Origin of the sequence: Actinoplanes oryzae, assembly GCF_030757795.1 — a bacterium.
GTDB lineage: Bacteria > Actinomycetota > Actinomycetes > Mycobacteriales > Micromonosporaceae > Actinoplanes.
In genome coordinates this window covers 1-19,992 of the sequence record NZ_JAUQWH010000084.1, presented here as the reverse complement: position 1 = coordinate 19,992, position 19,992 = coordinate 1, and the positions used below count along the sequence as shown (strand labels likewise).

Below are 19,992 nucleotides of genomic sequence, written 5' to 3'. Positions count from 1 at the left end.
GACGTGGGAGACTGGAGAGGCCATGACGATTCTTCCGGTCATCCCGACCAGCCCCGACGCCCCCGACGCGGTTGTCACGCGCCGCCGCCCCGCCATGCCTCCGCGCCATTTCGCCGATCTCGATCTGGCCGGGCGCAAGCAGGCCGTGACCGAGCTCGGCATGCCCGCCTTCCGGGCCAAGCAGCTCTCCACGCACTACTATGGGCGGCTGGTGCGCGACCCGGAGGCGATGACCGACCTGCCCGCCGCCGCCCGTGAGCAGATCGCCGGCGACCTGTTCCCGACGCTGCTCACCCCGCAGCGCGAGCTGGCCTGCGACGACGGCGCGACCCGCAAGACGCTGTGGCGCCTGCACGACAACGCCATGGTCGAGAGCGTCCTGATGGGCTATCCCGACCGGGTCACCGCGTGCGTGTCGAGCCAGGCCGGCTGCGGCATGGCGTGCCCGTTCTGCGCCACCGGCCAGGCCGGCCTCACCCGCAACCTGTCCGTCGCCGAGATCGTCGACCAGGTCGTCTATCTCGCCGCGGTGGCCGCCTCCGGCGCGGTCACCGGCTCCCCGCCCCGGCTGTCCCGGGTCGTGTTCATGGGCATGGGCGAGCCGCTCGCCAACTACCCCCGCGTGATCGAGGCTGTGCGGCGCATCACCGCCCCGGCGCCGGAGGGTCTGGGCCTCTCACAACGGCACATCACCGTCTCCACCGTGGGTCTGGTGCCCGCCATGCGCCGTTTGATCGCCGAAGAGCTGCAGGTGACCCTTGCGTTGTCCCTGCACGCCCCCGATGATGATCTGCGCGATGAACTGGTGCCCGTCAACCAGCGCTGGAAGGTGGCCGAGGTGCTCGATGCCGCGTTCGACTACGCGGCGCAGACCGGTCGCCGGATCTCCATCGAATACGCCCTGATCAGGGACGTAAACGATCAGCCTTGGCGCGCCGACCTGCTTGGCAGGCTGCTGCACGGCAAGCTGGCGCATGTGAACCTGATCCCGCTCAACCCCACGCCGGGCAGCAAGTGGGACGCCAGCCCCAAGCCGGTCGAGCGGGAGTTCGTCCGCCGGCTGCGCGAGGCCGGCGTGGCCACCACGGTCCGCGACACCCGGGGCCGCGAGATCGACGGTGCGTGCGGCCAGCTGGCCGCGAGTGAGCTGACGACGGTGGATGCGGGAAGCCCCGCCGCCGACGCGGAGGTGGCACGATGACTGGGCTCGAGTCCCAGCGGATGCGAATTTGGGAGACGTTGTGACGAGTCAGGGGCAGCGTTTCCGCCGTCGCGCCCTGCGCCGCGGCTACAAGGTCGACGAGGTCGACGCCTTTCTCGACCGGGTCGAGGCGACCCTCGCCGGCGAGTCGTCGGGCCCGCCCGTCGGGGCCCAGGAGGTGCACGACGTCGTCTTCCGCGTGCGCTTCGGCGGCTACGACGAGTGGCAGGTCGACCTTCACCTGGACCGGGTCGAGCGCCAACTGGCCGAGTTCGAGGACCGGGGCGGCCGCGTGGCCGACGCTCGCATGTCCGAGCCGCTGCGGACCCCCGAGCCCATGCGCTCCGAGCCGATGCGTCCCGACGGCATGCGCCCCGAGCCGATGCGTCCGGAGCCCATGCGGGCCGAGCCGCCGGCGCGCGGGGGCATGGCCGAGCGCATGAACCCCGACCGGATGAGCCAGGCCCTCGGCCGCTCCGGCCCGCCCGTGGCCCCGCCGACCGAGCGGCTCCCCGCCCCGGTCCGCGACCAGTTCGCCGACGACCGCTACGGCCGCGACCAGCAGCAGTACGGCCGCGAGGACCCGTACGCCCAGGGCGGCGGCCAGCAGTACGGCGGCGGCCGCGACGACCAGTACCCGCCGCGGGACGACCGTTACGGCCACGACCCGTACATCCAGGAAGACCGCCTGCAGCCGCAGCAGATGCCGCCGCGGCCGCAGATGCAGCAGCCGGACCCCTACGGCCGCTACGAGGAGCAGGGCTACGGCCAGCCGCCCCAGCGCCCCGGCCCCGCCGGCCCCGGCCCCGGCGGGCCTGGTCAGCAGGGTTACGACACGGGTGGCTACGACCAGTTCGAGCCCGGCCGGCACGGTAAGACCGACATGACCGCCGAGATCCGCATGCCCGAACGCGGCTTCGGCGGGCCCGCCCCGATGAGCGGCGCCCCGCAGATGGGCGGAGGCCCGCAGATGGGTGGCGGGCCCGGTCCCGGCCCCGGGCCCGGCGGCAGCCCCGAGGTCTATCACGTGGACCAGCTGCGCCGCACGTTCCAGCCGCGGCGCTTCGGCAGCGGCTACGACCCGATGCAGGTCGACCGGCTCTTCGAGAGCATCCTGCAGGCGATGACGGGCCGCGGGCCGATGCCGGTGCCGGAGAACGAGCTGGACACGCTGCAGTTCGGCCTGGTGCCGGGCGGCTACTTCGAGGCCGAGGTGGACGCCGCACTGCGCGAGGTGAAGGACATCCTGCTCCGCCGCCGCTGAGACACGCGAAAGCCCGCTCTCTCGCCGAGGGAGCGGGCTTTTTCGCGTACCCGGTGCTTATTGGTCGTTGGGCTTGAGGCCGTTGCGACGCAGCACGATGTCGGCGAGCAGGGCCACGAGCAGGCCGGCCGCGAGCAGGATGAGCCACAGGTTCTCGGTGTTGCCCTCGTGGTTGCCCCACAGCATCAGGAGCAGGACGGCCGCCGAGATGATGGCGCCCCGCCGCCAGCTCTTGCGGTTGCCCGGCTTGAGCTGGTCAGGTGCGTAAACCGGCTCTTCTGCCACGACTCGGTCCTCCCGGAAGAACGATCACTCAAGGGCTTCAGTGTCGCACGCCGCCCCCGCCCCGGACGCTGTCACCCCTCACCTTGTACCTTCGATGCCGTCGGAAACACCGCGGGACAGGAGCAGAACGGTGCGGATCACGGGCACTGGCCACGCCAGTATGCGGATCGACACGAGCGCGGGGAGCATTCTCTGCGACCCGTGGGTCAACCCGGCGTTCTTCGCGTCGTGGTTCCCCTTCCCGGACAACTCGCAGCTGGACTGGGAGACGCTGGGAGACGTCGACTACCTCTACGTCTCCCACCTGCACCGGGACCACTTCGACGCCGAGCACCTGAAGCGCTGGATCAACAAGAAGGCGACGGTGCTCCTCCCGGAGTATCCGACCAGTCAGCTCGAGGACGAGCTGCGTGAGCTGGGCTTCACGAGCTTCCTGCGCACGAAGTCGGACGAGGTGCACGAGCTCGACGGCGGCCTGAAGATCATGATCCAGGCGCTGATCAGCCCCACCGACGGCCCGATCGGCGACTCGTCGCTGTGGGTCGAGCACGAGGGCATCCGCCTGCTCAACCAGAACGACGCCCGCCCGTCGGACCTGTCCCGCTTCGCCGAGCTGGGCCACGTGCACGCGCACATGCTGCAGTTCTCCGGCGCCATCTGGTACCCGATGGTCTACGAGCTGCCCAGCGCCGCGAAGACCGCGTTCGGCAAGCAGAAGCGCGACCGCCAGTTCGACCGCACGTGGCGCTACATCGACGACCTCAAGGCCGACCACGTCTTCCCGATCGCCGGCCCGCCGTGCTTCCTCGACGACGAGCTGTGGCAGTTCAACGACATCCACGGTGACGAGGGCAACATCTTCCCCGACCAGTCGGTCTTCCTGACCGAGTACGCCAAGGTCGGCGGCACCAACGGCGTCGTCCTGCTCCCCGGCAGCGTCTCGGAGCTGACCCTGCACCCGGCCGGCGCCGAGACGATCACCGGCGTGCCGGTCCACGACGGCACCGAGCCGCCCGTCGGCGGCGCCCCCGAGGTCGTCCGCACGTCGATCGAGACGACGCACCCGACGCCGGTCGACGAGTTCTTCGCCAACAAGAAGGCCCACCTCGAGGAGATGCGCGAGCGCAAGGCGCCGATCATCGCCGCCGAGAAGGCGTCGTGGCGGCACCCCGAGATCGACGTGCTCGGCGAGCTCAAGAAGCGCATCGAGCCGCTGCTCGAGGAGTCGATCTACATGGCCAAGGGCGTCGGCGGCCCGGTCCGCTTCGACCTGGTCAGCTATGACGGCGAGTCGGTCGAGTCGATCCTGGTCGACTTCCCGAACAAGCAGGTCCGCCCGGCCGCCGACGAGAAGGTGCGCTACCGCTTCCGCATGCAGCGCGAGCTCATCGAGCACCTGATCTTCATCAACGAGGGCGACTGGGTGAACTCGGTCTTCCTGAGCTGCCGCTTCTCTGCTGCGCGCATCGGCCAGTACAACGAGTTCGTCTACGCGTTCTTCAAGTGCCTCAGCGAGGAGCGCCTCCAGTACGCCGAGGGCTGGTACGACGAGCACGAGAAGGCCGTCGACGCCGAGGACATCCACATGGGCGACTGGACCGTGCAGCGGCGGTGCCCGCACCTGAAGGCGGACCTGAGCCGCTTCGGCATCGTGGAGGGCAACCAGCTGACGTGCCAGCTGCACGGGTGGAAGTTCGACCTGCCGAGCGGGCGGTGCCTCACCAGCGTGGGTCACAAGATCCGTGCGGAGAAGACCACTGCTTAAGAGCTTTTTGATGTCGTAGCTGGGTGGGGCGTACAGATCGTCGCTCCCGCCGAGGCCGGGCCCGAGGATCCTGGAGCTGGCGCTCCGAGAACGGATCCCCGGGCCCTTCATTCTGCGTAAGTGGTCACCCCCGCGAGCGCGTGCTGCGCCCACCCGCCGTCAGCGGCTCCCGGTCAACCCGTCGGCTGCTCTCCTTCGCGGAGATGTCGTCGGGGATCGCGAGCATGTTGTCGCTGGCCGTGCTGCTGAGCGTGTCGTTGCAGCATCCCGAGCGCGTTCTCTGTGGGCGTGTCGTTTTCGGCCGTTCCGGGCGCGTCGCCGGCTTGGTGGGCGTGTCGTTTCGGTCGTTCCGGGCGCGTCGCCGGGGCGCCTTCCGGGCAGCATCCCGAGCGCGTTCTCGCTGGCTGTGTCGCTGGGCGTGTCGTTTTGGGCCGTTCCGGGCGCGTCGCCGGGGCGCCTTCCGGGCTTCGTCTCGTCCTGGGCGTTGTCAGCGGGCGGCGGGGAGGCCCAGGTCGGCGAGGATGCGCTGGGCGGCGTTGTGGCCGGCGGCGCCGATGACGCTGCCGGCGGGGTGGGTTCCGGCGGAGCCGGCGTAGAGGCCGTCGAGGCCCGTGGCGTAGGGCATGCGCTCGTCGAAGGCGACCGTGTTGTCGACGTGGTGGATGTGGCCGCCCGTGATGCCGAAGTGGCGCTCGATGCCGGGCGGGGTGAGCGGCATGGTGTCGGCGACCAGGTCGGAGGTGCCCGGGGCGTAGCGGTCGCAGATCTCCAGGAGCTTCGTCACGTAGCCGGGGAGTGCCTCGTCCCACGTGGTGCCGGCCGGGGCGTAGGGGACCGACTGGACGAACAGCGCCGACGAGTGGTGGCCGGCGTCGTCCTGCAGCGACGGGTCGACGGTGGTGTGGAGGTACCACTCGATGGTCGGCTCGTCGGGGAGGCGGCCCGCCTGCACGTCGGCCCACATCGCGCGGAGGGCGGCCATGGGGGAGTCGCCCTCGGTGGTGCCGGCCAGTCCCGCCGAGCCGGGCAGCAGGTGGATGGTCGACCCGAACGGGGACGGCGCATCCTGCGGCAGGCACGAGAAGCGGGGCAGGCCCGTGAGCGCGAGGTTGAGCTTGAGCGTGGTGCCGGGGCGTCGCACGGCCTCCATGCGATCGACGAGCTCAGCCGGCAGCGCGCCCTCGGGGACGAGGGACATCAGCTGGTAGGGATCGCAGGCGCCCAGGACGACGCGGGCCTCGATCGAGCGCCCGTCGGCGAGGACCACGCCGCTCGCCGTCCGGTTGTCGACGGTGATGCCTGACACGGATGCGCCGGTGAGGATCTGCGCCCCGGCCGCGCGGGCTGCGGAGGCGAACGTCGCGGACACCGTGCCCATGCCGCCCGCCGCGATCATCCACGTGCCGTCGGCGCCGGGGAGGCGGCACATGTTGTGGACCAGGAAGTTGTGCCCCGTGCCGGGGTCGTCGGGGCCGGCGTTGAGGCCCGAGAGTCCGTCGGTCACCGCGTACATGCTGGTCAGCAGTTCGCTCTTGAAACCGAACCGGGCCAGGTAGTCGGCGACGGATCCGCGCACCAGATCGACGAACGTGCTCTGCAGCTGCGGGCGGATGTGCCGGTCGGCGATCTCCTCGACGGAACCGGGCTCCGCCAGCCACGCGGGCGCCAGGTCGGCCCGGAGCGCGGCGATCTCGACCTGCAGCGCGTCGTCGGCTGCGATGTCCCGGGGCGAGAAGAACCGCTCCATCTGGGCGCGGGTGGCGGCGTGGTCGGAGCCGAACAGCAGGTAGGGCGTGCCGGGGCCGCCGGGCGTCGGCACGAAGTAATGCGGATCACGACGCAGCACGGGTATGTCGACGTCGAGGAGCTGCAGCAGCTCGGGCGGCATGAGGCCGAGCAGGTAGGACCCCGTGGACTGGCCGAGCCCGGGCACCTTGGCGAACGGATGCTCGGTGCGCGTCGCGCCGCCCAGCACCTCCGCGGCCTCCAGGACGACCACGGACAGGCCGGCGCGGGCGAGCAGCACCGCGGAGACCAGGCCGTTGTGGCCCGATCCGATGATCACTACGTCAGCACGCGACGGCAGAGCGCTCATGCTGGCCGACTCTAGCGCGTCCCGGGCGCCATGCAATCCCGGCATTTCGGGCTGTGGACAACGATTCGCGTTCAGAGGCGGGAACCGGGTAAGACAGACGCGTGTTCGAACGATGGGGCAACACCGTCCTCCGGGCCCGATGGTGGATCATCGCTGCCGGCCTGGCGCTCGTCGTCGCCGGCGCCACCTGGGGCGCCGGCGTCTTCGGCGCGCTCACCGGCGGCGGCTACGACGACCCGGACAGCGAGTCCAACCGGGCGGCAGCCGCGATCTCGGAGCAGCTGGGCACCCGCGACCCGGAGCTGATCGTGCTCTGGTCCGCCCCGGCCCCGGTCGACTCCCCGCAGGTCCGGGAGGCGGTGTCCGGGGCGGTCGCGCGGATCCGCTCGCAGGCCGACGTCGAGCGGGTCGCCAGCTATCTGGACCAGGGCGCCTCCCCGGCGTTCGTGAGCACCGACAAGCGGGCCACCTATGCGGCCGTCTATCTGCGTGCCCGCGACGAGGACAGCCAGGCGGCGGCGCTGCACCGGATCGAGCCCACCTTCGCGGCGGCCGGGCTGCAGACCCAGGTCGGCGGCCTGGTGGCGTTCTCCGACGAGGCTGCCACCCAGACCGAGAAGGACATCACGCGCGCGGAGATCTTCTCCCTGCCGGTGCTGCTGATCCTGCTCGTGCTCATCTTCCGGGGCTTGATCGCCGCCCTCTCGCCCCTGGTCATCGGCGGCATCGCGATCCTCGGGGCGTTCGTGGCGGTGCGGGCGCTGACGTACGTCACGGACATCAGCGTCTTCGCGATCAACGTCATCACGCTGCTCGGGCTCGGCATGGCGGTCGACTACTCGCTGTTCCTGGTGAGCCGGTTCCGGGAGGAGCTGGCGGGCGGGGCCGACGTGCCGGCCGCCGTGCGGACGACGGTGGCCACCGCCGGACGTACGGTCATGGTGTCGGGTCTCACGATCGTGCTCGCGCTGTCGAGCCTGCTGATCTTCCCGCAGCCGTTCCTCGGCGGCATGGCGATCGGCGGCATGGCTGCCGTGCTGGTCGCGATGCTGGCGGCGCTGACCGTCCTGCCCGCCTCGCTGGCCCTGCTCGGCCGGCGCATTGACAAGCTGCGCATCCCGTTGCCGGGGCGCACCGCGCGCGGCGCCGTCGGGGGCGAGGGGTGGGCCCGGGTGGCGCACTCGGTCATGCGGCGGCCGGTGCTCTATGTCGTGGGCGTGCTCGCCGTGCTGGTGGCGTTCGCGGCGCCGTTCCTGCGGGTGGAGTTCGGCGGCTTCGACGAGCGGGTGCTGCCGCCCGGCAGCGAGGCCCGGGTCGTCGGAGCGGCGCTCGACACCCGCTTCCCCGGCGGCGGGACCGACCCGATCAACGTCGTCGTCCAGGGGCCGCCGGGCGACCTCGCCGACCGGATCGCTGCCCTTCCCGACGTCACGAGTGCCGCGGTGACCGCCCAGCGGGGGAACGCGACGCTCATCACCGTCGCCTACTCGGAGGGCTTGTCCGGCGCGGAGCCGCGCGACCTGGTCGCGGGGATCCGGGAGCTGAGCCTGCCCGCCGGCACCGAGGCACTGGTCGGCGGGCGGCCCGCCATCGACCTCGACCTGCTGGAGAGCCTCGCCGACCGGCTGCCGTGGATGGCGCTCATCATGGCGGTGGCGACGATGCTGCTGCTCTTCCTGGCGTTCGGCTCGGTGCTGCTCCCGATCAAGGCCGTGCTGATGAACGTGGTGTCGATCGGCGCGTCGTTCGGCGTCGTCGTGTGGATCTTCCAGGAGGGCCACTTCGAGGGGCTGCTGCGCTACGAGTCGACCGGCTTCATCGAGCCGAGCAACATGATTCTCGTGCTGGCGGTGCTGTTCGGGCTGGCCACCGACTACGAGGTGTTCCTGCTGTCCCGGGTGCGCGAGGAGTGGGACCGCACGGGCGACAACACGACGGCGGTCGCCACGGGGCTGCAGCGCACCGGCGGCATCATCACCGCGGCGGCGCTGCTGCTGATCACGGTGGTGGCGGGCTTCGCGACCGGCGGCGTCACCGTCATCAAGACCATCGGCGTCGGCATGATCGTGGCAATCGTCATCGACGCGACGCTGGTGCGGGCGCTGCTGGTCCCGGCGACGATGCGGCTGCTCGGCCGGTGGAACTGGTGGGCGCCGGGGGTGCTGGGCCGCTTCTACGCCCGCCACGGCATCCGCGAGACCGAGCGGCCGGCCGCGGGCCCCGAGCCCGATCGAGAGTCGGCCCGCGCCGTGTCGTGAGCGGTCGCCTTGAAAACAGAGCCAGCTCGGCGTTGCGGCGGTGTCGTGCAGCGCGGTTGTCGTGAGGGGCCGTCCCTGGATGGGGGCGGCTCGGCGGCGGTGCCCTGGCTCGAGCCTGGCGACGGGGATGGCGGCCGGCGGTGGGCAGTGCGGCGTCTTCAGTGGTCCGCCGACACCGTGCTGCGGCGCTACGCCTGCGACGGCTGGGCTGGGAGGCGGGCGACTCAGCAGTGCTGCGGGTGCGGCTCAGCGGTGCTGCGGGTGCGGCTCAGCGGTGCTGCGGGTGGGGCTCAGCGGTGCTGCGGGTGGGGCTCAGCGGTGCTGCGGGTGGCGCTCGCTTGGGCATTCGCCCGCGCGTCTGTGAGCTGTCGCGCGTGACGGCGGGGCCCGGGTGTGCGAGGCGCTGCCCGTGACTGGGTGGAGTGCGGCTGGCGTGCGATCCCTTGCGTGGCTCGGCCGGGAAGTGCGGGCTGCCCGTGGCTGGGGGCGGATCTGGGGTGGCGTGCTGCTGGGGTGTGGTGGGGCGGCTGGGGTTCTAGTGCCAAGTTGCGTTGACAATACGATGGGTGGGTGACGACTCCGGAGGGCCTTGGCGACCTTGACGCCGTGGCGAGCTTGACCGATCGGGTGCGGCGGGAGGCTTACCGGGTGGTGGCTGCGGCTTCGGGGCCGGTGGGGCGGGACGAGGTGGCCGCGGCGCTGGGGGTGGGGCGGACGCTGGCCGCTTTCCACCTGGACAAGTTGGTCGCTGCCGGGTTGCTCGAGACGTCGTATGCGCGGCGGTCGGGGAAGACGGGGCCGGGCGCCGGGCGGCCTGCGAAGTTGTACCGGGTGGCTGCCTCGGAGCATGCCGTCAGCGTGCCGCCGCGGGCCTACCGGGGCGCCGCCGAGCTGCTTGCCGCGGCGGTTGAGCAGGCGGGTGCCGAGGACGTGCTGTATCGGGTGGCCGAGCGGGAGGGGCGGCGGGCTGCGGCGAGTGGCGGCGAGGCGGCCGATCCGGTCGCGGAGCGGGACGAGCGGCAAGTCGTGGCCGGTGGAGGGAATGAGCGGCAAGTCGCGGTCGGTGAAGGGGAGGGGCGGCTTGGGCGGGTGGCTGCCCACGGGGCGGAGGCCTTGGGCGAGCTGCTGACAACGCACGGCTATGCGCCTGCCTGGGACGGGTCGGACCGCGTGGTGCTGCGTAATTGTCCGTTTCATCGGCTGGCTGAGCAGTTTCCGCCCGTCATCTGCGGCATGAATCTGGCGATGGTGACGGGCCTGCTGGCGGGCGGCGAGCTTGCCGAGCAGTGGGTGGCTCGGATGGACGCCGCTCCGGGACGCTGCTGTGTGACGGTGTCGTCTAAAACTAATACCGATTGACGATAGAGGCGCGGTCTGGTGTGCTGGCGGCATGAGCGCCTTTCACCTGGCCCAGCTGAACACTGCCCGCCTGCGCGCGCCGCTCGATGATCCGGCGATGGCCGGCTTCGTGGAGGGGCTGGCGCTCATGAACGCGCTGGCCGACCGGTCTCCCGGCTTCGTCTGGCGGCTGGCTGGCGAGGAGGCGGAGCATGGCGCCGTCTTCGGGGTGCCCGGGCTGCCCGATGTGATCCTGACGTTCTCGGTGTGGGAGTCGGTGGAGCATCTGCGGGCGTACGTCTATCAGAGCGCCCACCTCGACTATCTGCGCCAGCGTCGCGAGTGGTTCGTTCCGCACGAGCACCACGAGTCGACGGTGCTGTGGTGGACGCCGGCCGGCCGGATCCCGTCCCTGGCCGAGGGGCTCGCGCGGCTCGAGCGGTTGCGGGTGGAGGGGGCGACGGCGGAAGCCTTCACGTTCCGGCGGTCCTTCCCGGCGCCTGTGCCGGCGCGCACCCCTTCCTGACATCGCCGCAGGATGGCGCGTTCCTGACGTGGCCGCAGGATGGCGCGTTCCTGACGTGGCCGCAGGATGGCGGGCTTCTGACGTGGCCGCAGGACGGCGCGCGAGGTGAGCCCCGAGCGCGTCGGGCAGTGGTCGGGCGCGTCGCGCAGATGCCCGGCGAGGCGGAACCGGAGGGGAGCTGAGCGGTCCCGCGAGGCGGTGGGCCGGCCGCGAGGTGGTCGGCGGGTCAGGCGGCGGGGACCGGGTCCGGGTGGTCGGCCAGGTGGTGGGTGCGGCGGGCGCGCTGATACGTGCTGGCGCTGCGGGTGGCGGCGTATCCGGCCAGGATGATGACGTGGAAGAGGTAGAGCCACAGGCCGACCGCGACCACGCCGCCGATCTCGGTGAAGCCGCCGAAGGGGACGCCCAGGTCCAGGGGTAACGAGCAGAACAGCACGAAGCCGTGCAGGAAGCCGGACAGGTTCGCCGCGGTGAAGGAGCCGACGAGGACCGTGGACAGCCATTCGGGGCGGCCCGGAGCGATGCCTCGGTAGACCCAGATGACCACCGGGGTGAGGACCAGCCACGCGGCAAGGAACGAGAGGACCACGCCGAGGACGGAGTACCAGCCGCCGCGGACCCAGAGGCTGCTGGTCACGGGTAGGGCCAGCAGCAGGCTGAGCAGCAGGGCCGGGGCGGCCGCGAGGAGGGGGAGCCAGAGGATGCGGCCGCGCCAGCCGACCAGGGATTCGCCCGGTTCGCGGAGGGAGACGAAGGCGCGGCGCAGGCCCTCGCCGTAGAAGGTGGCGGGCAGGAGGCTGGCCACGGCGAGCCACGGGGTCAGGTGCAGGCCGGCGTCGATCAGGGCGGCCAGGGCGTTCGGGGCGCCGATCGCGTCGGGGAGGGCGTCGATGGTGCGGCCGGTCAGGCGGCGTACGCGGTCGGCGCCGGCGATGAGCCCGGTGAGCCAGATGGCGAGCAGCGCCACCGGAACTACGGCGATTCCAGCGTAAAAGGTGACCGCGGCGGCGTGCAGGGCCAGGTCCCGGCCCCGCAACGGGCGGAAGGCGGTGGCCAGGAGCCGGCGGAGGGTTCGCATGGGTGTCTCATACCCAGCGGAGCACTACGATCCCGCACGGCGACGGGTCCTGATCTTGCGACCCGCGAACGGGGAGACACGGATGTCACTGACCTACACGGCGGCCTTCGACGAGCGATCGCTCACGGCGGCCGTCAAGCAGCTGTTGCGGACCGTGGTGCGGTCCATCTACGTCCTGGCGGCCCTGGCCGTCGCCTTCGGCCTGCTCGAGGGGATCAGGGGGAACTCCGGTCTGGCCGTGGGCTGTTTCGTCGCGGCGATCGTGGTCGTCGTCATCTTCCCGCGGTCGATGCTCCGTCGCTCCGTCGAGCTGAACATGCGCAGCGTCGGCCGGCCCACGACGTACGACTTCGGGCCCGCCGGCATCGGCACCCGCAACGAGCTCTACCAGACGCTGTGGTCCTGGGTCGCCATCACGACCGTGGACGAGCGGCCCGGATATCTCGTCGTCCGCCTGCACACGACGCAGAGCCTGCTCGTACCGACCGCGGGTCTGAGCCCGGAGCAGCTGGCCACCCTCCGGGCGATCCTCGCCGCGCGGGGCGCCGGGGCCGTCGCGGAAAGGCAAGGCTGAGCGCGGCGGGGGTGCGCGCGTCCGGGATGATGGCGGGCATGCGTGAGCTCGTCCTGCTCGGTTCGACCGGGTCCATCGGCACCCAGGCCATCGACATCGTCCAGCGGAACCCGGACAGGTTCCGGGTCGTCGGCATCGGCGCGGGCGGGGGCAACGTCGAGCTGCTCGCCGCGCAGGCGCTCGGGTTCGGCGTCGACGTGGTCGGGGTGGCGAAGGCCAGTGCCGTGCAGGATCTGCAGCTGGCCTTCTACGCGGAGGCGCAGAAGCGGGGCTGGGCGACCGGCGACTTCAAGCTGCCGAAGATCGTGGCGGGGCCCGACGCGATGACGGAGCTGGCCCAGTGGCCCTGTGACGTGGTGCTGAACGGCGTCGTGGGCAGCCTCGGGCTCGCACCTACCCTCCAGGCGTTGCGCGCCGGACGTACGTTGGCGCTTGCCAACAAGGAGTCGCTCGTGGCCGGCGGCCCGCTCGTCAAGGCCGCGGTGCAGCGGCCGGGGCAGATCGTTCCGGTCGATTCCGAGCACTCCGCGCTGGCGCAGTGCCTGCGGGGCGGGAGCGAGCGGGAGGTACGCCGGCTCGTGCTGACCGCCAGCGGGGGAGCGTTCCGGGACAGGCGGCGCGAGGAGCTGGCGCACGTGACGCCGGAGGAGGCGCTCAAGCACCCGACGTGGGACATGGGGCCGGTTGTCACGATCAACTCGGCCACCATGGTGAACAAGGGGCTCGAGGTGATCGAGGCGCACGAGTTGTTCGGGGTGGCGTACGACGACATCGAGGTGATGGTGCACCCGCAGTCGGTGCTGCACTCGCTCGTCGAGTTCACCGACGGGTCGACGCTCGCGCAGGCCAGTCCGCCGGACATGCGGCTGCCGATCGCGCTCGCGCTGGCCTGGCCGGACCGGGTGCCCGGCGCCGCCGCGGCGGTGGACTGGACGCTCGCGCACACCTGGGAGCTGCGGCCGCTCGACAACGAGGCGTTCCCGGCCGTGGAGCTCGCCAAGGAGGCCGGCCGGACGGGACGCTGCCGGCCGGCGGTCTACAACGCCGCCAACGAGGAGTGTGTGGCCGCCTTCGCGTCCGGTCGGCTACCTTTCCTGGGCATCGTCGACACTCTCGCGGCGGTGCTCGCGGCGGCCCCCGAGTTCGGCGAACCGGGTACCGTCGAGGAGGTGCTGGCCGCGGAGGAATGGGCGCGTGCCCAGGCCCGGCGGATGATCGCGACTGCGGCTGAAGGAGCCTGATGCTGTACTGGTTGGGGACGGCGGCGTTCGCGCTCGCGATCCTGATCTCGGTGAGCCTGCACGAGCTGGGGCACATGATCACCGCCAAGCGGTTCGGCATGAAGGTCACCAAGTACTTCGTGGGCTTCGGCCCGACGATCTTCTCCTTCCACCGCGGCGAGACGGAGTACGGCCTGAAGGCCATCCCGCTCGGCGGCTTCTGCAAGATCGTCGGCATGACGCCGCAGGACGACGACGTCGAGCCGCAGGACCAGCCGCGGGCGATGTGGCGCTTCCCGGTGTGGAAGCGGACGATCGTCATGTCCGCGGGCTCGATCACCCACTTCGTGCTGGCGATCGTCGCCACGTGGTTCGCCGCGGTCTTCGTCGGCCTGCCCAACCCGGACCTCCCGCAGACCACCGAGGAATATCGCGCCCTGCCCGCCCGGGTCAACGTCGCCGACTGCATCTCGGCGACCGGTGCCGAGTGCGCCGCCACCGACCCGAAGGCACCGGCCGCCCTCGCGGGGCTGCGGGACGGTGACGTCATCACGAAGATCGGGACGACCCCGATCCAGAACTACGGCCAGCTGACCGAGGTCATCCGGGAGCAGCCCGCCGGCCCGGTCACGGTGGAATACACCCGCGACGGTACGCCCGGCAGCGTCAGCGTGAGCCTCGTCACCGCGTCCCGGCCGCCCCTCGACAACCCCGACGGCACGCCCGTCCAGGTGTCCGTGGCCGGCGTCTCGCAGGACATCGACATGCCGGCATCGGTGACCTACGGGCCGCTCGCCGGGGTGGGCGCGTCCTTCGACTACGGCTGGGACATCGTGAAGGCGTCGTTCGCGGCGCTGGGCCGGATCCCGGAGAAGATCCCGGCGCTCTGGCACTCGATCACCGGCGCCGAGCGCGACCCGGACACCCCGATCAGCGTCGTGGGCGCCAGCCGGCTCGGCGGCGAGGCGATCGAGCAGGGCGTACCGCAGATCTTCCTGCTGATCTTCATCTCGCTGAACGTCTTCATCGGCCTGTTCAACCTGCTGCCGCTGCTGCCGGTTGACGGTGGTCACATCGCCATCGCGTGGTACGAGAAAGTGCGCTCCTGGATCTACGCTTGGCGCAAGAAGCCCGACCCCGGGCGGGTGGACTACTACAAGCTCATGCCGTTGACCTACGCCGTCATCCTGATCGGTGGCGCGTTCACCGTGCTGACGATCACCGCCGACGTCGTCAACCCGATCTCGATCTTCTCCCGGTAAGTGAGAGCTTCCTCCAGGTGCGTGAGACCCAGGTGAGTAGGAAATGACCGCAATCAGTCTCGGTATGCCGGCCGTCCCCCCGCCGCCGCTGGCCCCCCGCCGGCAGAGCCGTCAGATCAACGTCGGGGGCGTGCTGGTCGGCGGCGGCGCCCCGGTCAGCGTGCAGTCCATGACGACCACGCTCACGTCGGACGTCAACGCGACCCTGCAGCAGATCGCCGAGCTCACGGCCTCGGGCTGCCAGATCGTCCGGGTCGCCGTGCCGTCCCAGGACGACGTCGAGGCGCTGCCCGCCATCGCCAAGAAGTCCCAGATCCCGGTGATCGCCGACATCCACTTCCAGCCGAAGTACGTCTTCGCGGCCATCGACGCCGGCTGCGCGGCCGTCCGGGTCAACCCCGGCAACATCCGCCAGTTCGACGACAAGGTCAAGGAGATCGCCAAGGCGGCCGGCGACGCGGGGGTGCCGATCCGCATCGGCGTCAACGCGGGCTCGCTCGACAAGCGCCTGCTGGAGAAGTACGGCAAGGCGACGGCCGAGGCGCTCGTCGAGTCGGCGCTGTGGGAGTGCTCGCTCTTCGAGGAGCACGGATTCCGCGACATCAAGATCTCGGTCAAGCACAACGACCCGGTCGTCATGATCCGGGCCTACCGGCAGCTCGCCGAGCAGTGCGACTACCCGCTGCACCTCGGCGTGACCGAGGCCGGCCCGGCGTTCCAGGGCACGATCAAGAGCGCGGTCGCCTTCGGGGCGCTGCTCGCCGAGGGCATCGGCGACACCATCCGGGTCTCGCTGTCCGCCCCGCCGGTCGAGGAGATCAAGGTCGGCCAGCAGATCCTCGAGTCGCTGGGCCTGCGCGAGCGCGGCCTGGAGATCGTCTCCTGCCCGTCCTGCGGCCGCGCCCAGGTGGACGTCTACACGCTCGCCGAGCAGGTGACCGCGGCGCTGGAGGGCTTCCCGGTGCCGCTGCGGGTCGCCGTCATGGGCTGCGTCGTCAATGGTCCGGGCGAGGCGCGCGAGGCGGACCTCGGCGTCGCCTCCGGCAACGGCAAGGGGCAGATCTTCGTCAAGGGCCAGGTCATCAAGACGGTGCCCGAGTCGATCATCGTGGAGACGCTGGTCGAGGAGGCGCTGCGGCTGGCCGACGAGATGGGCGCCGAGCTGCCGGACGAGCTGCGCGAGCTCATGCCCGGCCCGCAGGTCACCGTCCACTGATGGGGCGCCCGGGAAAGGGCCGGCGCTGACGTCCGCGGGCTGAGCCGTCGGGTCTGAGGCGGGCTGTCGGGCTGCATCCGCGCGGGCTGAGTCGGGCGGGCTGGCATCCGCGGGCTGAGTCGGGCGGGCTGGCATCCGCGCGTGCTGACGGTCGGCGGGGCGACGTCGGTGGGCTGAGCCGGGCGAGCTGATGTCGGTGGATGGTCGGTAGGAGCGTTCGTGGGGAGCGGCCCACGCGCGAGAAATGACGGGACGGCGAACGGCCCCGGGTCGGGATCCTTGGAGATCCGAACCGGGGCCGTTGCGTGTCTCGGGGACATGCTGCGGGTGAGGGGCAACCCGCGCCCGGCGGTCGGGGGAGGGCCGGCCACGCGAGCTGCGGGACTACCGGGAGATGCCGGCCACGCGAGCTGCGGGGACTATCGGGAGATGCCGGCCACGCGAGCTGGCGGGATTACGCCGGCGTGGCGGCCGGGAGAGGGCGCCACGCGAGCTGGCGGGGTTACGCCGGCGCGGTGCCGGGGAGTGGGCAGCTGAGCCCGGCGCTCGCGGCAAAGGCTTGCGCCGGCAGCGGCTCGCGGGGCCGCCAGTCCCGGCCGGGACTGCTTGTGTCGGCCTGTCGGGCGTATTCGACAAAAGGCCGGACCACCAGCCGCGCGCAAGCGAGCCGCAGATGCACGGTCAGCGGGAAGGCCTCAGCCCTCGTCGGCGAGGATGCCATAGAGCTTGCGCTTCGTCTCGTTGAGGATCTCGAGCGCCCGCTGGCGCTGCTCGGGCGTGCCGTTGAAGCCCACCTGGCGCAGCGCGTCCATGATCCCCACGGCCGCGTCGCGGAAGTCGGCGACCTGGGACATGGTGTCCTCGCTGAACTGGGCCCACGGCGGGTTCTCCGCCGCGGTCTGCGCCTCGGGCCGCCCGTCCTCGGTGAGCGAGAAGCGCTTGCGGCCGCCGGTCTGCTCGGCTGCGATCATCCCCTCGTCCTCCAGCAGCTGCAGGGTCGGATAGACCGACCCGGGGCTGGGGCGCCAGATGCCGCCGGTGCGGCTCTCCAGCTCCTGGATCATCTCGTAGCCGTGCATCGGCCGCTCCAGGAGCAGCGCCAGGATGGCCGGCCGGACGTTGGGCCGGCTGCCGCGGCCTCCGCGGCGCCCGTGTCGGTGGCCAGGGTTTCCCGGGCCTTGATGGCCGCCGAAGCCCCCGAAACCGCCGGGGCCCCCGAAGCCGAATCCGCCCGGGCCGCCGAACGGGAACCCGCCCCGCCCGTAGGCCGCTTCCTTCAGGCGACGCATGTGTTCGTGCCTCATGATGTTCTCCAATCGCTCGTCGATAGTTAGACGATATATCGGCAAGCTGTCGGACGCAAGGTTATTTCGGAAGGGGCGGGTGCGCGGGGTGTCGAGTGCCCGACATCTGGCAATCTGTTGGGTGTGCTGACGGTGCCCATTCGCCAACTCGGTGAGTCCGAGCGGAGCACGGTGGAGCGGATCCTCGACGAGGACCCGTACGCCGGTGCGCAGATCGCCGAGCGGATCGCGGCCCACGGCCTCAACTGGTGGCGTTCCGACGGGCGGGTCTACGGCTACGGCCCGGGTCGCCGCATCGAGTCGATCTGCTGGTCGGGCGCCCATCTGGTGCCGGTGCGCACCACGCCCGCGGCGGTCGGGGCGTTCGCGGAGCTGCTCGGCGCCGACCCCAGGATCTGCTCGTCGATCATCGGCCGCTCGGAGGCCGTCCTCGACCTGTGGAACAGGCTGTCGGTGCACTGGGGGCCGGCCCGGGACGTGCGCCCGGACCAGCCGCTGCTGGTCGCCGACCGTGAGTCGCCCGTCGCGCCGGACCCGTCGGTGCGGCTGGTGCAGCCGGGCGAGGTGGATCAGCTCTTCCCGGCGGCCGTCGCCATGTACACCGAGGAGGTCGGCGTCTCCCCGCTCATGGACGACGGCGGCCGCGGCTACCGGCGGCGGATCGCGGAGCTGGTGAAGGGCAAGCGGGCGTACGCCAGGTTCGACGGCGACCGGGTCATCTTCAAGGCGGAGCTGGCCATCGTCACCCGGCGCACCACCCAGGTGCAGGGCGTCTGGGTCGACCCGGAGTATCGGGGCCGGGGCCTGGCGGCCGGCGCGATGGCGGCCGTGGTGCAGGACGCGCTGCGCCGGGTCGCACCGACGGTCAGCCTCTATGTCAACGACTACAACACCGCGGCCCGCCGGGTGTACGCCCGCTGCGGTTTCGTGCAGCAGGGCAGCTTCGCCACGGTCCTCTTCTAGGGTCGGTTTCGGACGGGATCGCCGGGCTGCGGCTCCGACGTCCTGTCCGAAACAGAGCCCAGGGCGTCGCCCCGATCCGCGAGCGGAACCTAGCGCGCGGGTCCCAGCTGCGCGAGGAGCTTGACGAGCGTGGCCGTCCCGCCGCGCTCCAGCTCCGGCGTGGGGAGCAGGGCCATGACGGGCACGCCGACGCCCGCCTCGGCGTAGCGCGCCACGCGTTTCCGGCACTCCTCGGGCGAGCCGTGCACGATGAGCTCGTCGACGACCTCGTCCGGGATGGCGGCCAGGGCACCCCGGCGGTCGCCCGCCGCCCAGGCCTGCCACATCGGGCCCAGCTCCGCCTCGCGGCCGAGCCAGCGGTGGAACGCGGCGTAGGCGGGCACGGTCAGGTACGCGGCGATCAGGCGGCGGGCGGCCGTCCGGGCGTACGCGCGGTCCTCGGTCGGGCAGACGAAGATGCGCGCCACGACCTCGAAGCCGGCCGGGGCGGGCTTGATCTCCGACAGGGCCCGGGACACGTCGGTGGCGGCGAGCCAGTTGAGGATCACGCCGTCCGCGTGCGTGGCGGCGAGCCGCAACATGCCCGGGCGCAGGGCGGCGAGGAGCAGGCGTGGCGGGAGCGCCGGGGGCCGCTCGAGCCGGAAGCGCCGGATGCGGAACGTCTCGTACTCCGCGTCGACGGTCTCCCCGGCCAGGGCGCTGCGCAGGAACGTCAGCATGTCGCGGCTGCGGGCCCACGGCTTGTCGAACTCCGCCGCGTTCCAGTCGCCGACGACCACGGGCGACGACGCGCCGACGCCCAGGGTGAATCGGCCCGGCGCGGCGTCGGCGAGGGCGGCGGCCGTCATCGCGAGCAGGCCCGGGCCGCGGGTGAACACGGGGGTGATCGCCGTGCCGAGCCGCGCGCGGGGCTGCCAGACCGAGGCGAGCGTGAGCGGCGTGAACGCGTCACTGCCGCTGACCTCGCTCGACCACAGGTCGGTGAACCCGGCGTCGGTCAGCGTGGCGAGCAGCGCCGCGTGCTCGCTCAGCGGTACGCCACCCAGCGGAACGGTCATGCCCCATCGCGTCACCATGTCGAGATCCTGCCCTCGCGGTCGACGACGGTCAATCGCCGCAGGGCCGCCCTGTGGAAAACCGGGTGAAGAGCCGGCGGTCAATCGCCGCAGGGCCGCCCTGTGGAAACCAGGTGAAGAACCGGCGGTCAATTGCCGCGAGGTCGCCTGTGGAAAACCCGGTGGAGAACCGGCGGTCGAATCACCCCTGGGAAACCCACGTGCGAGAGCTGAGCGCGACCCGATACCCGTCCCGATCCCGTACGGTCACCGCCCACCGATCCCAGTAAGGCCCCTGTGACACAACCGTCCCGCCGCACGCCACAAGCCGGTCGACCAGCTCGGGGGCAGCCGGCTCGCCCAGGTAGAGCACGAGCAGATCCTCCTCCGTGGGCGCCGGTGTCCCGCCCAGGACGAGCTCCAGATGCCACGCCGCCCCGGGCGCCCCGACCATCAGCAGGTCATGCTCGCCGGGCGCCGACGCGGTTGCCCGGTAGAGCACCTGAAGCCCGAGCCCCTCCACGTAGAAGCGCTCGGCGGCGGCGAGATCCGTGCACGGACGGGCGATGCGCAGGTGCGGATTCATGA

General features: G+C 71.6%; 17 protein-coding genes. 11 read left to right on the top strand and 6 right to left on the bottom strand.

All coding sequences use genetic code 11. The annotated features are described in order from the left end of the window. The first annotated feature begins 22 nt into the window (after positions 1 to 22). Both rlmN and RBH18_RS25185 read left to right on the top strand, forming a co-directional pair. The gene (rlmN, locus tag RBH18_RS25190; protein ID WP_306212002.1) at positions 23 to 1,201 is read left to right on the top strand and encodes a 23S rRNA (adenine(2503)-C(2))-methyltransferase RlmN; all 1,179 of its coding nucleotides are present in this window, start codon (positions 23 to 25) and stop codon (positions 1,199 to 1,201) included. A 40-nt stretch (positions 1,202 to 1,241) separates the two neighbouring features. Further along, entirely contained in the window at positions 1,242 to 2,465 is a 1,224-nt protein-coding gene (locus RBH18_RS25185; protein ID WP_306212000.1) for a DivIVA domain-containing protein, read from the top strand. Between the two features lie 57 nt (positions 2,466 to 2,522). Here the strand turns inward: RBH18_RS25185 and RBH18_RS25180 are convergent, their stop codons facing one another. Further along, a complete protein-coding gene (locus tag RBH18_RS25180; protein ID WP_305782853.1) occupies positions 2,523 to 2,750 on the bottom strand; it encodes a DUF2631 domain-containing protein in 228 nt (75 codons plus the stop codon). Between the two features lie 130 nt (positions 2,751 to 2,880). Between RBH18_RS25180 and RBH18_RS25175 the strand changes: the two genes are divergently transcribed. Beyond that, on the top strand, positions 2,881 to 4,515 hold the full coding sequence (locus tag RBH18_RS25175; protein WP_306211998.1) for a Rieske 2Fe-2S domain-containing protein: 1,635 nt from the start codon (positions 2,881 to 2,883) through the stop codon (positions 4,513 to 4,515). 487 nt (positions 4,516 to 5,002) lie between these two features. Here RBH18_RS25175 and RBH18_RS25170 read toward each other — a convergent pair whose 3' ends face one another. Then, positions 5,003 to 6,610 (bottom strand): phytoene desaturase family protein, encoded by a 1,608-nt coding sequence (locus RBH18_RS25170; protein WP_306211996.1) that lies wholly within the window; start codon positions 6,608 to 6,610, stop codon positions 5,003 to 5,005. Between the two features lie 101 nt (positions 6,611 to 6,711). On the opposite strand from RBH18_RS25170, the gene RBH18_RS25165 reads away from it, so the two are divergent. From RBH18_RS25165 to RBH18_RS25155, 3 genes are all read left to right on the top strand, one after another. After that, positions 6,712 to 8,868 carry an MMPL family transporter gene (locus RBH18_RS25165; protein ID WP_306211994.1) on the top strand — a complete coding sequence of 719 codons (2,157 nt, stop codon included), beginning with the start codon at positions 6,712 to 6,714 and terminating at the stop codon, positions 8,866 to 8,868. A 570-nt stretch (positions 8,869 to 9,438) separates the two neighbouring features. Beyond that, positions 9,439 to 10,227: a helix-turn-helix transcriptional regulator gene (locus RBH18_RS25160; RefSeq protein WP_306211993.1), complete on the top strand. Its 789-nt coding sequence runs from the start codon at positions 9,439 to 9,441 to the stop codon at positions 10,225 to 10,227. 31 nt (positions 10,228 to 10,258) lie between these two features. Beyond that, positions 10,259 to 10,732, top strand: coding sequence for a DUF3291 domain-containing protein (locus RBH18_RS25155; RefSeq protein ID WP_306211991.1), 474 nt, complete (start codon positions 10,259 to 10,261; stop codon positions 10,730 to 10,732). A 226-nt stretch (positions 10,733 to 10,958) separates the two neighbouring features. Here the strand turns inward: RBH18_RS25155 and RBH18_RS25150 are convergent, their stop codons facing one another. Next, positions 10,959 to 11,810, bottom strand: coding sequence for a YhjD/YihY/BrkB family envelope integrity protein (locus RBH18_RS25150; RefSeq protein ID WP_306211989.1), 852 nt, complete (start codon positions 11,808 to 11,810; stop codon positions 10,959 to 10,961). A gap of 82 nt (positions 11,811 to 11,892) precedes the next feature. Between RBH18_RS25150 and RBH18_RS25145 the strand changes: the two genes are divergently transcribed. Genes RBH18_RS25145 through ispG form a run of 4 tightly spaced genes read left to right on the top strand, consistent with a single transcriptional unit; the run spans position 11,893 to position 16,082 of the window. Continuing rightward, entirely contained in the window at positions 11,893 to 12,384 is a 492-nt protein-coding gene (locus RBH18_RS25145; RefSeq protein WP_305782846.1) for a YcxB family protein, read from the top strand. 29 nt (positions 12,385 to 12,413) lie between these two features. Beyond that, positions 12,414 to 13,625 carry a 1-deoxy-D-xylulose-5-phosphate reductoisomerase gene (gene dxr, locus RBH18_RS25140; RefSeq protein WP_306212044.1) on the top strand — a complete coding sequence of 404 codons (1,212 nt, stop codon included), beginning with the start codon at positions 12,414 to 12,416 and terminating at the stop codon, positions 13,623 to 13,625. Beyond that, positions 13,625 to 14,866 carry a M50 family metallopeptidase gene (locus tag RBH18_RS25135; RefSeq protein ID WP_306211987.1) on the top strand — a complete coding sequence of 414 codons (1,242 nt, stop codon included), beginning with the start codon at positions 13,625 to 13,627 and terminating at the stop codon, positions 14,864 to 14,866. The genes dxr and RBH18_RS25135 overlap by 1 nt, the downstream gene beginning before the upstream one ends. A 43-nt stretch (positions 14,867 to 14,909) precedes the next feature. Next, positions 14,910 to 16,082, top strand: a complete 1,173-nt coding sequence (gene ispG / locus RBH18_RS25130) for a flavodoxin-dependent (E)-4-hydroxy-3-methylbut-2-enyl-diphosphate synthase (protein WP_306211985.1) — start codon at positions 14,910 to 14,912, stop codon at positions 16,080 to 16,082. Between the two features lie 695 nt (positions 16,083 to 16,777). Here the strand turns inward: ispG and RBH18_RS25125 are convergent. Further along, a complete protein-coding gene (locus RBH18_RS25125) occupies positions 16,778 to 17,371 on the bottom strand; it encodes a PadR family transcriptional regulator (RefSeq protein WP_306212041.1) in 594 nt (197 codons plus the stop codon). A gap of 138 nt (positions 17,372 to 17,509) precedes the next feature. On the opposite strand from RBH18_RS25125, the gene RBH18_RS25120 reads away from it, so the two are divergent. Then, positions 17,510 to 18,349 carry a GNAT family N-acetyltransferase gene (locus RBH18_RS25120; RefSeq protein WP_306211983.1) on the top strand — a complete coding sequence of 280 codons (840 nt, stop codon included), beginning with the start codon at positions 17,510 to 17,512 and terminating at the stop codon, positions 18,347 to 18,349. A gap of 89 nt (positions 18,350 to 18,438) precedes the next feature. Here RBH18_RS25120 and RBH18_RS25115 read toward each other — a convergent pair whose 3' ends face one another. Next, positions 18,439 to 19,407 carry an LLM class F420-dependent oxidoreductase gene (locus RBH18_RS25115; protein ID WP_306212039.1) on the bottom strand — a complete coding sequence of 323 codons (969 nt, stop codon included), beginning with the start codon at positions 19,405 to 19,407 and terminating at the stop codon, positions 18,439 to 18,441. Between the two features lie 199 nt (positions 19,408 to 19,606). Continuing rightward, positions 19,607 to 19,990 carry a VOC family protein gene (locus tag RBH18_RS25110; protein ID WP_306211981.1) on the bottom strand — a complete coding sequence of 128 codons (384 nt, stop codon included), beginning with the start codon at positions 19,988 to 19,990 and terminating at the stop codon, positions 19,607 to 19,609. Between the last annotated feature and the right edge of the window lie 2 nt (positions 19,991 to 19,992).

Bases quoted from the DNA above. Each gene is read 5' to 3' on its own strand.
- rlmN (WP_306212002.1), top strand. From the start codon at position 23: ATGACGATTCTTCCGGTCATCCCGACCAGCCCCGACGCCCCCGACGCG.
- RBH18_RS25170 (WP_306211996.1), bottom strand. From the start codon at position 6,610: ATGAGCGCTCTGCCGTCGCGTGCTGACGTAGTGATCATCGGATCGGGC.
- RBH18_RS25155 (WP_306211991.1), top strand. From the start codon at position 10,259: ATGAGCGCCTTTCACCTGGCCCAGCTGAACACTGCCCGCCTGCGCGCG.
- RBH18_RS25150 (WP_306211989.1), bottom strand. From the start codon at position 11,810: ATGCGAACCCTCCGCCGGCTCCTGGCCACCGCCTTCCGCCCGTTGCGG.
- RBH18_RS25145 (WP_305782846.1), top strand. From the start codon at position 11,893: ATGTCACTGACCTACACGGCGGCCTTCGACGAGCGATCGCTCACGGCG.
- dxr (WP_306212044.1), top strand. From the start codon at position 12,414: ATGGCGGGCATGCGTGAGCTCGTCCTGCTCGGTTCGACCGGGTCCATC.
- RBH18_RS25135 (WP_306211987.1), top strand. From the start codon at position 13,625: ATGCTGTACTGGTTGGGGACGGCGGCGTTCGCGCTCGCGATCCTGATC.
- ispG (WP_306211985.1), top strand. From the start codon at position 14,910: ATGACCGCAATCAGTCTCGGTATGCCGGCCGTCCCCCCGCCGCCGCTG.
- RBH18_RS25125 (WP_306212041.1), bottom strand. From the start codon at position 17,371: ATGCGTCGCCTGAAGGAAGCGGCCTACGGGCGGGGCGGGTTCCCGTTC.
- RBH18_RS25115 (WP_306212039.1), bottom strand. From the start codon at position 19,407: ATGACCGTTCCGCTGGGTGGCGTACCGCTGAGCGAGCACGCGGCGCTG.
- RBH18_RS25110 (WP_306211981.1), bottom strand. From the start codon at position 19,990: ATGAATCCGCACCTGCGCATCGCCCGTCCGTGCACGGATCTCGCCGCC.